Raw genomic sequence first — 8,287 nt, forward strand, 5'->3', positions numbered from 1 at the left:
ATGTGCCGGTTGCCGAACTGGTCACCCCGGCACCACTGGACACAGTAGATTCGATCTTGACGTCTTACGGCGGGGGACTCGTGCAGGACCGAGGGGAAACGTGCAGGAGCGACACAACCGAGGAGCCGCGACCACCGAGGGGGGCTTAGCAGTATGAGCCACGACTCCACTGCCGCGCCGGAAGCCGCGGCCCGGAAACTTTCCGGGCGACGCCGCAAGGAGATCGTCGCGGTGCTGCTGTTCAGCGGCGGCCCCATCTTCGAGAGTTCCATACCGCTGTCGGTGTTCGGAATCGACCGGCAGGACGCCGGAGTTCCGCGTTACCGCCTCCTTGTGTGCGGCGGCGAAGAAGGCCCGCTGCGCACCACCGGAGGGCTGGAACTCACCACACCGCATGGCCTGGAAGCGATCTCACGGGCGGGCACCGTCGTCGTGCCTGCCTGGCGGTCGATCACCTCGCCACCGCCGGAGGAGGCACTCGACGCGATTCGCCGGGCGCACGAAGAAGGGGCCCGCATAGTCGGCCTGTGCACCGGCGCCTTCGTACTGGCCGCGGCGGGCCTGCTGGACGGCCGCCCCGCGACCACCCACTGGATGTACGCGCCGACGCTGGCCAAGCGCTATCCGTCGGTACACGTCGATCCGAGGGAACTCTTCGTCGACGACGGAGACGTGCTGACGTCCGCCGGTACGGCGGCCGGAATCGATCTCTGTCTCCACATCGTGCGGACGGACCACGGCAACGAGGCGGCCGGCGCGCTCGCCCGACGCCTGGTGGTCCCCCCGCGCCGAAGCGGCGGTCAGGAGCGCTACCTCGATCGGTCTTTACCAGAGGAGATCGGCGCCGACCCGCTCGCGGAGGTCGTCGCCTGGGCGCTGGAGCACCTCCACGAACAGTTCGACGTGGAGACGCTGGCGGCACGCGCGTACATGAGCAGGCGTACGTTCGACCGCCGCTTCCGCTCGCTCACCGGGAGTGCCCCCCTGCAGTGGCTGATCACGCAGCGGGTGCTCCAGGCGCAGCGTCTGCTGGAGACGTCGGACTACTCGGTGGACGAGGTCGCGGGCCGTTGCGGCTTCCGCTCGCCGGTGGCCCTGCGCGGCCATTTCCGGCGCCAGTTGGGCTCGTCGCCCGCCGCCTACCGGGCCGCGTACCGCGCCCGCAGGCCCCAGGGCGACAAGCAGGTGGACGGCGACGGCGCTTCCGGCAAGCCCGGCGGTCCGGCGTCCCTGGGTCCGGCCGGGCTGCCGCCCGCGCCGCACCCGGACGGCCCGGTTCCGATGCAGACCCGTCGTACGGCGGCGAGCGCGCTGTCGTCGGCGTCCGCGTCGGCCGGGGCGCCTTCGGCGGAGAACGGCCGTGAGGCGTACGCCACAAGCCGGGCCGCGAGTCTGCCCGGCCAGCGGAGCGCGACGTAGCAACCGCACGCCCCCGGAGGTCTCTCGCAGGAGATCTCCGGGGGTTTTCGCGTGTGCCCGCGGCACAAGGTCAGCGCACGGTCGGCTCAGCCGGGCGGCGCGCACCTTAAGGTTAGACACATGAACGATCGCATGGTGTGGATCGACTGCGAGATGACCGGCCTCTCGCTGTCCGACGACGCTCTCATCGAGGTGGCCGCCCTCGTCACCGACTCCGAGCTGAACGTGCTCGGCGAAGGGGTGGACATCGTCATCCGCCCGCCGGACCAGGCGCTGGAGACGATGCCGGACGTAGTACGCCAGATGCACACCGCATCCGGCCTGCTCGACGAGTTGGCCGACGGCACGACACTGGCCGACGCCGAGGAGCTGGTCCTGGCGTACATCCGGGAGCACGTCAAGGAGCCGGGCAAGGCCCCGCTGTGCGGCAACTCGGTCGGCACCGACCGCGGTTTCCTGCTGCGTGACATGCCGACCCTGGAGGAGTACCTCCACTACCGCATCGTGGACGTGTCCTCGGTGAAGGAGCTGGCCCGCCGCTGGTACCCCCGGGCGTACTTCAACAGCCCTGAGAAGAAGGGCAACCACCGCGCCCTCGCCGACATCCGCGAGTCCATCGCGGAGCTGCGCTACTACCGCGAGGCGATCTTCGTCCCGCAGCCCGGACCCGACTCGGAGACGGCCCGGACGATCGCCGCGAAACACGTCCTACCTGCGCATTAAAAGGCGTGCGCGAGCACCCCTTCGGACCCTGTACACTTTTTCTCGGCCGGTCGGTAAGCCTTCGAGTGAACGACCGGGCATGGTGGGTGTAGCTCAGCTGGTAGAGCACCTGGTTGTGGTCCAGGAAGTCGCGGGTTCAAGTCCCGTCACTCACCCTGTGTGATCAGCCGGTGACTTCGGAAACGAAGTCGCCGGCTGATTCGTTTTCCGGGGCCTGCCCGCACACCTGCATCGGCGAGATCAGGTGGCGGCGCGCCACGCGTCCGTGAACTCCCGTACGCCCGCGAACCGTTCGGCGGGATCGGGGCGGGTAGCCCTTTCCAGGACGGCGAGTTGACCCGCCGTACCCCTCCACGCTCGCTCGCCCTCACCGGCGTCCAGGAGGAGACGGGCGGTGCGGCCCAGGCCGTAGACCGTCGTGCGGATGTCGATGGGGGCGCCGCGGTGCCACTCCTCGGGGGCCATGAAGCGGGCCGAGCCCGGGAGGCGGTCGTCCTGGAGGACGAAGGGGCCGGGGCGGTACTCGTCGAGGTCGATGAGGTGGAGGACGTCGGCGCCGAAGTCGTAGAGGAACGCGCCGTCGTAGAGATCGACCGCCACCATTCCCGCGGCCTCCACCGCGAGGTGTGCGTCCAGGACGCGGTCGACCGCGCGGAGGACCGAGGCGAGGGGCAGGGCGCGGAAGCGGGCGCGGGCGGGGCCGTAGAGGGACTCGCCGTGGCGCCAGGGCATGACGACCGCCGTACGGCCACTGTCCGTCACGGCGATCCGGTGCAGTTGCGGGACGATCGCCGGGTGCCGTACCGCGCGGTGGAAGGCCCAGGCGCCGTCAAGTGAGGCCTGGGCGGCGGCAGTTGTCGCCTCCTTCGCGAACCAGCGCTCGCCGTCCGGGAGTTGGACGCCGTAGGAGACGCATCCGGAGTCCTGTTCGCGGAAGGCGCGGAACACCTCGCCCACCGTGCGGAGGTACGGCTCGGTCGCGGGGATCCTGTCGACGGCCAGGAGGGGATGCGGACGGGGTGTCATGGGGCCCAGCCTGGACGGTGAACGGCCGGGTGGGGAGAGGAAACCCCGGGCGCGCCCCGCCCTTCAGGACGACGCGCGAGTCACCAACTCCGTTGCCAGTACCACCTGTCGGCGCTCCGGGTCCCTGGACGTGGCCGGGCGGCGGTCCGCGATCTCGGCGAGCAACAGGTCGATCATCGCTCGGCCCATTTCCTCGATCGGCTGGCGGACGCTGGTGAGGGGTGGGTCCATGTGGCGGGCTATGGCCGAGTCGTCGTAGCCGACGAGGGCCACGTCGTCCGGAATGCGCAGGCCCTCCTCGCGGAGCACCTGGCGCGCGCCCGCCGCCATGACGTCCGAGCCGGCGAAGACCGCGTCCACGTCGGGGCGGCGGGCCAGCAGTTCCTTCATCGCCCGTCGGCCGCCCTCCTCGGTGAAGTCACCCGGCTGGATGAGGTGTTCGTCCACCTCGTGGCCGGCATCCAGGAGTGCCTCGCGGTAGCCGTCGACGCGGCGCTGGGCGCCGTACACGTCCAGGAGGCCGGTGATGTGGGCGATGTGGGTGCGGCCGCGGGACAGGAGGTGTTCCACGGCCGAGCGGGCGCCGCCGTAGTTGTCGGAGTCGACCGAGGTCAGGGGCTCGCCGGCCGACCGGGGGCCGCTGATCACCGCCGGGATCTCCAGCGCGGCCAGCAGGTCCGGCAGCGGGTCGTCCGCGTGGACCGAGACGAGCAGCACGCCGTCCACGCGGTGCGCCGCCAGGTACTGGGCGAGGCGCTGCCGCTCCCGGTCGCTGCCCGCGAAGATGAGCAGCAGCTGCATCTCCGTGTCCGACAGCTGGGTGCCGACACCCTTGAGCATGTCCGAGAAGTACGGCTCCGCGAAGAAGCGGGTCTCCGGCTCGGGGACGACAAGGGCGATCGCGTCCGTGCGGTTGGCGGCCAGCGCCCGGGCCGCCGTGTTCGGGACGTAGTCGAGCTCCGCGACCGCCGCCTCGACGGCGGCGCGGGTCGCGTCGCTGACCCTGGGCGAGCCGTTGATCACCCGGGAGACCGTGCCGCGGCCCACACCGGCACGGGCGGCGACCTCCTCCAGGGTCGGCCGCCTGCCGCCCCGGTTCCGCCCACCGCTGACCGCCATGGTCGCCGCCTTCCGTTCGCAGCTTTCAGGCCAGGAATGTAACAGCCGAGGCCCGGACGCCCCGCCCTCCATCGTCCCTCGTCGACCGGGGTCATCGCCCGCCGGGCCTCACCCGTCCTCGCCGGCCGTCGGCAGCGCGTTCCCCCGGATCACACCGGCGTACCAGTGGGCGCTCGCCTTGGGAATGCGGCGCTGCGTGGAGTAGTCGACGTAGACGGCGCCGAAGCGCTTCGAATAGCCGTAGGACCATTCGAAGTTGTCGAGCAGCGACCACAGGAAGTAGCCGCGCACGTCGGCTCCGTCGGCGACGGCCCGTCGGACGGCGTCGAGGTGGGAGTGCAGGTAGGCGATCCGCTGCGGGTCGTTCACCACACCCTCGGGCGAGACGTAGTCGTCGAACGCGGCGCCGTTCTCCGTGACCATCAGCGGCAGCCCGGGGTGTGCGGCGGCCAGGTCGGTCAGGAGGGTGTGCAGGCCGCTGGGGTCGATCGCCCAGTTCATCGCCGTGAGGTGGTCGTTGGCGAGGTGGAAGTCCACGTTCTCGGAGCCGGTCCACGGTGAGTGGTCGCTCGCGCCGTGGCCGTCGTTCTTGGTGGTGCCGTCGCCGGAGCCGGCCGAGACGACGGTCGGCGCGTAGTAGTTGACGCCGAGCACGTCGATGGGCCGGGAGATCTCGGCCAGGTCGCCGTCCCGCACCAGCTCCGCCCAGTCGACGAGGTGCGCGGTGTCGGCGCGCAGGTCCTCGGGGTAGGCGCCGTCGAGCAGGGGGCCGGTGAAGATCCTGTTGCCGACCGCGTCGATACGGCGTGCGGCCTCCGCGTCCTGGGGGCTGTCGGTGAGCGGGCGCACCTGGTGCAGGTTGAGGGTGATGGAGGTCTGCGCGGAGGCCGGCAGGACCTCGCGCAGCGCCCCGACCGCCTGGCCGTGACCCAGGTTGAGGTGGTGCGCGGCACGCAGGGTGGCCGCCGGGTCGGTGCGGCCCGGCGCGTGCACCCCCGAGCCGTAGCCCAGGAACGCGCTGCACCACGGCTCGTTGAGGGTGGTCCACAGGCCGACGCGGTCTCCGAGGGCCCGGCCCATGATCTCGGCGTAGTCGGCGAAGCGGTGCGCCGTGTCGCGCTGCGGCCAGCCGCCCGCGTCCTCCAACTCCTGCGGCAGGTCCCAGTGGTAGAGGGTGGCGACGGGGGTGATGCCGGCCGCCAGGAGTTCGTCGGCGAGCCGGCGGTAGAAGTCGAGACCGCGCTCCACGGCGGGTCCGCGGCCGGTGGGCTGAACCCGGGACCAGGAGATGGAGAACCGGTACGCCTTCAGGCCGAGGTCCTTCATCAGCGCCACGTCGTCGCGGTACCGGTGGTAGTGGTCGGCGGCTATGTCACCGGTGTCGCCGTTGCGCACCTTCCCCGGCGTGTGGCTGAAGGTGTCCCAGATGGAGGGGGTCCGGCCGTCCTCTGCGGCGGCGCCCTCCACCTGGTAGGCGGCGGTGGCGGCACCCCAGACGAAGCCCGGGGGAAAGGAGGTGGCGGAGGTCGGTTCGGCCTTGGTCTCGTGTCGTACGGCGGTCATGTGAGCGCTCCCGAAGTGGAGTGAGTAAAAGCCGGACGGTGATCCGGCTGTGAGGGGGGAAGCGGACGGGGCACGACGACGGGCGCCCGGCCGGGTACGGCCCGCGTGCGGAGCGGGCCGTACGGGACGGTGAACGGGGCTTGCGCGACTGGCAGTCGGCGGCCGGCGTCAGCCCTTGACGGCGCCCGCCATGATGCCTCCGATGATCTGCTTGCCGAAGATCACGAACACCAGCAGCAGCGGCAGGGTGCTGATCAGCGCTCCGGCCATGACGATGCTCTGGTCGGGGGTGTAGGAGGCGCTGAGCTGGCCGAGCGCCACCTGGATGGTGGGGTTGTCCTGGTTCAGGGCGAGGAAGGGCCAGAAGAAGTCGTTCCACGCCTGCACGAAGGTGAGCATCCCGAGCACCATCATCGCGGGCCTGGCCGCGGGCAGGACCACGTTCCAGACGATGCGGATGTTGGTCGCCCCGTCCACCTTGGCCGCCTCGATGAGTTCGTAGGGCAGGGCCTCCAGCAGGTACTGGCGCATGAAGAAGACACCGAAGGCGCCGACGAGGGTCGGGAAGATCACCGACTCCAGTTTTCCGCCCCAGCCGATGTTCGCCATCATCATGAACAGCGGTACGACGCTGAGTTGGGGCGGAATCGTCAGGGTGGCGATGACCGCGGTCATCAGGGCGCCGCGGCCGCGGAAGCGCATCTTGGCGAAGGCGTAACCGGCGAGGGTGCAGAAGAACAGCGTGGCCGCGGTGATGGAGCCGGCCACGACGACGGTGTTGACGATGGCCTTCCCCAGGTGGGCCTGTTCCCAGGCCGACTGGAGGTTGCTCCACAGCCGGCCGCCCGGCAGGAGCGGCGGCGGGCTGTCGAGGACCCGCTGCTGGTCGTGCGAGGCGGCCACCAGCGTCCAGTACAGCGGGAAGACCGAGCCCAGGCCGACGATGATCAGGGCCGCGTAGGTGAACGGGCCGCCCTTGAGCTGCTGGCCGGCGCCGATCTTGAAGCGTCGGCGGCCCGTGCCCGGGGTGACGGGAAGTGGCGCGGGATCGAGGTCCGGCGCGGTGGGGGTGGGACTGGTCGTGGTCATCGATATCGCTCCCGTCAGGCCGCGCTCTTGCGCATGAGCCGGCCGACGATCAGGTTGATCAAGGCAATGAGCAGCAGCAGGACGAGCATGGCCCAGGCGACGGCCGCGGCCGGGCCCAAGTGCCCGAGCTTCCAGCCGTAGTTGAAGAGATAGATGCTGAGCGTCTCGTACTGGTGCTCGCTGCCTCCGGTGGAGCCGAGCGTGCCGCCCTGCAGCAGCAGCGGCTCACCGAACAGCTGCATGGAACCGATGGTCGAGATGACGATGGTGAACAGGATCGTCGGCCGCAGCGAGGGAATGGTCACCTTGCGGAACTGCTGCCAGCGCGTCGCTCCGTCGATCGAGGCCGCTTCGTACAGGTCCGTGGGCACGGCCTGCATGGCCGCCAGATAGATCAGGGTGTTGTAGCCGGTCCAGCGCCAGATCACGATGGCCGAGATGGCGATCTTGGACGACCACTCCCCGTTGCCCCAGTCGGTGTTGCCGATACCGACGAAGTGCAGCACCCAGTTGAGCAGCCCTCCGTCGGCCCGGAAGACCAGGGCGAAGACGAGGGCCGCGGTGGCCACCGAGGTGGCGTACGGGGTGAGGATCACCGTCCGCCAGAACGTGCTGGCGCGCAGCTTGTAGTTGAGCAGGTGGGCCAGGCCCAGGGCCATGAGGAGCTGGGGGACGGTCGAGATGACGCCGATCACGAAGGTGTTCGTGACGGCCGTCCAGAACTCGGAGTCCTGGAGGATCTTGGCGAAGTTGTCCCAGCCGACCCACTGGGACTGGCTCAGGCTCGTCATCTCCACCCGGTGCATGGCTATCCAGCCCGTGTACAGCATCGGGTAGAGGCCGAAGGCACCGAAGATGAGGAAGAAGGGGGCGATGTACGCGTACGGCGACGCCTTGTCGTCGAGGCGCCACAGGCGGGTACGCCACGCGCTGGGTTCGTTCGACACGGCGCCGACCCCGCCGGGTGGCGGGGTGGGGGCACCCCGTGTGGGGGTTGTGGTTGCCACGGAGGGAGTCCTTCCCTGGATCTCGGCCGGGGGTACGGGCAGGAGGCGGGCGCGGGGCCGGGCACCCGGCCCGGGGCACGTCGTCGTACTCGGTTCGCCGGTCCGACGGACACGGTGCGGCGGCGTCCGGTGAGTGTGCGCCGAACACCGCGGAAAAGACCGGCACTTGACGACCGGGGCCGGTGCGGACGGCCCCACGCCTACGGCGGGAGCCGCCGCGCGGCCCCACGCACGTAGCGCGGTGGGGGGGGGCCCCCGGGCGCCCCCCCCCCCGGCGGGGGGGCCCCGTCCCCAGGTGGGTAGGGGGGGGGGGGGGCGGGCCCGCCGGGGCGGGGGGGGTG

7 protein-coding genes and 1 tRNA gene are annotated in these 8,287 nt (G+C 70.7%); 3 read left to right on the top strand and 5 right to left on the bottom strand.

Translation table 11 applies throughout. From position 1 onward, the window contains the following. Positions 1-153: 153 nt before the first annotated feature. From ACFWP5_RS38215 to ACFWP5_RS38225, 3 genes are all read left to right on the top strand, one after another. A complete protein-coding gene (locus tag ACFWP5_RS38215; protein ID WP_384167631.1) occupies positions 154-1,419 on the top strand; it encodes a GlxA family transcriptional regulator in 1,266 nt (421 codons plus the stop codon). A gap of 120 nt (positions 1,420-1,539) precedes the next feature. Continuing rightward, complete coding sequence (gene orn / locus ACFWP5_RS38220) at positions 1,540-2,142, top strand: oligoribonuclease (protein WP_384167633.1); 603 nt, start codon at positions 1,540-1,542, stop codon at positions 2,140-2,142. A gap of 82 nt (positions 2,143-2,224) precedes the next feature. Beyond that, positions 2,225-2,297 (top strand) — tRNA-His (locus ACFWP5_RS38225). Positions 2,298-2,382: 85 nt separating this feature from the next. On the opposite strand, the gene ACFWP5_RS38230 is transcribed toward ACFWP5_RS38225, so the two are convergent. From ACFWP5_RS38230 to ACFWP5_RS38250, 5 genes are all read right to left on the bottom strand, one after another. Continuing rightward, positions 2,383-3,168: a serine/threonine protein kinase gene (locus ACFWP5_RS38230; RefSeq protein WP_384167635.1), complete on the bottom strand. Its 786-nt coding sequence runs from the start codon at positions 3,166-3,168 to the stop codon at positions 2,383-2,385. Between the two features lie 63 nt (positions 3,169-3,231). Further along, positions 3,232-4,287 (bottom strand): LacI family DNA-binding transcriptional regulator, encoded by a 1,056-nt coding sequence (locus ACFWP5_RS38235; RefSeq protein WP_384167637.1) that lies wholly within the window; start codon positions 4,285-4,287, stop codon positions 3,232-3,234. Positions 4,288-4,395: 108 nt separating this feature from the next. Then, on the bottom strand, positions 4,396-5,850 hold the full coding sequence (locus ACFWP5_RS38240; RefSeq protein WP_384167639.1) for a GH1 family beta-glucosidase: 1,455 nt from the start codon (positions 5,848-5,850) through the stop codon (positions 4,396-4,398). A gap of 168 nt (positions 5,851-6,018) precedes the next feature. Next, the gene (locus tag ACFWP5_RS38245; RefSeq protein WP_384167642.1) at positions 6,019-6,939 is read right to left on the bottom strand and encodes a carbohydrate ABC transporter permease; all 921 of its coding nucleotides are present in this window, start codon (positions 6,937-6,939) and stop codon (positions 6,019-6,021) included. 14 nt (positions 6,940-6,953) lie between these two features. Beyond that, positions 6,954-7,946: a carbohydrate ABC transporter permease gene (locus ACFWP5_RS38250; protein WP_384167645.1), complete on the bottom strand. Its 993-nt coding sequence runs from the start codon at positions 7,944-7,946 to the stop codon at positions 6,954-6,956. Positions 7,947-8,287 lie beyond the last annotated feature (341 nt).

It is taken from the genome of Streptomyces sp. NPDC058469 (assembly GCF_042721125.1).
In the GTDB taxonomy this organism is placed as follows: domain Bacteria; phylum Actinomycetota; class Actinomycetes; order Streptomycetales; family Streptomycetaceae; genus Streptomyces.

What these genes read in the sequence shown, in the direction of transcription:
- ACFWP5_RS38215 (WP_384167631.1), top strand. Translation starts at nt 154, where the DNA reads ATGAGCCACGACTCCACTGCCGCGCCGGAAGCCGCGGCCCGGAAACTT.
- ACFWP5_RS38240 (WP_384167639.1), bottom strand. Translation starts at nt 5,850, where the DNA reads ATGACCGCCGTACGACACGAGACCAAGGCCGAACCGACCTCCGCCACC.
- orn (WP_384167633.1), top strand. Translation starts at nt 1,540, where the DNA reads ATGAACGATCGCATGGTGTGGATCGACTGCGAGATGACCGGCCTCTCG.
- ACFWP5_RS38235 (WP_384167637.1), bottom strand. Translation starts at nt 4,287, where the DNA reads ATGGCGGTCAGCGGTGGGCGGAACCGGGGCGGCAGGCGGCCGACCCTG.
- ACFWP5_RS38245 (WP_384167642.1), bottom strand. Translation starts at nt 6,939, where the DNA reads ATGACCACGACCAGTCCCACCCCCACCGCGCCGGACCTCGATCCCGCG.
- ACFWP5_RS38230 (WP_384167635.1), bottom strand. Translation starts at nt 3,168, where the DNA reads ATGACACCCCGTCCGCATCCCCTCCTGGCCGTCGACAGGATCCCCGCG.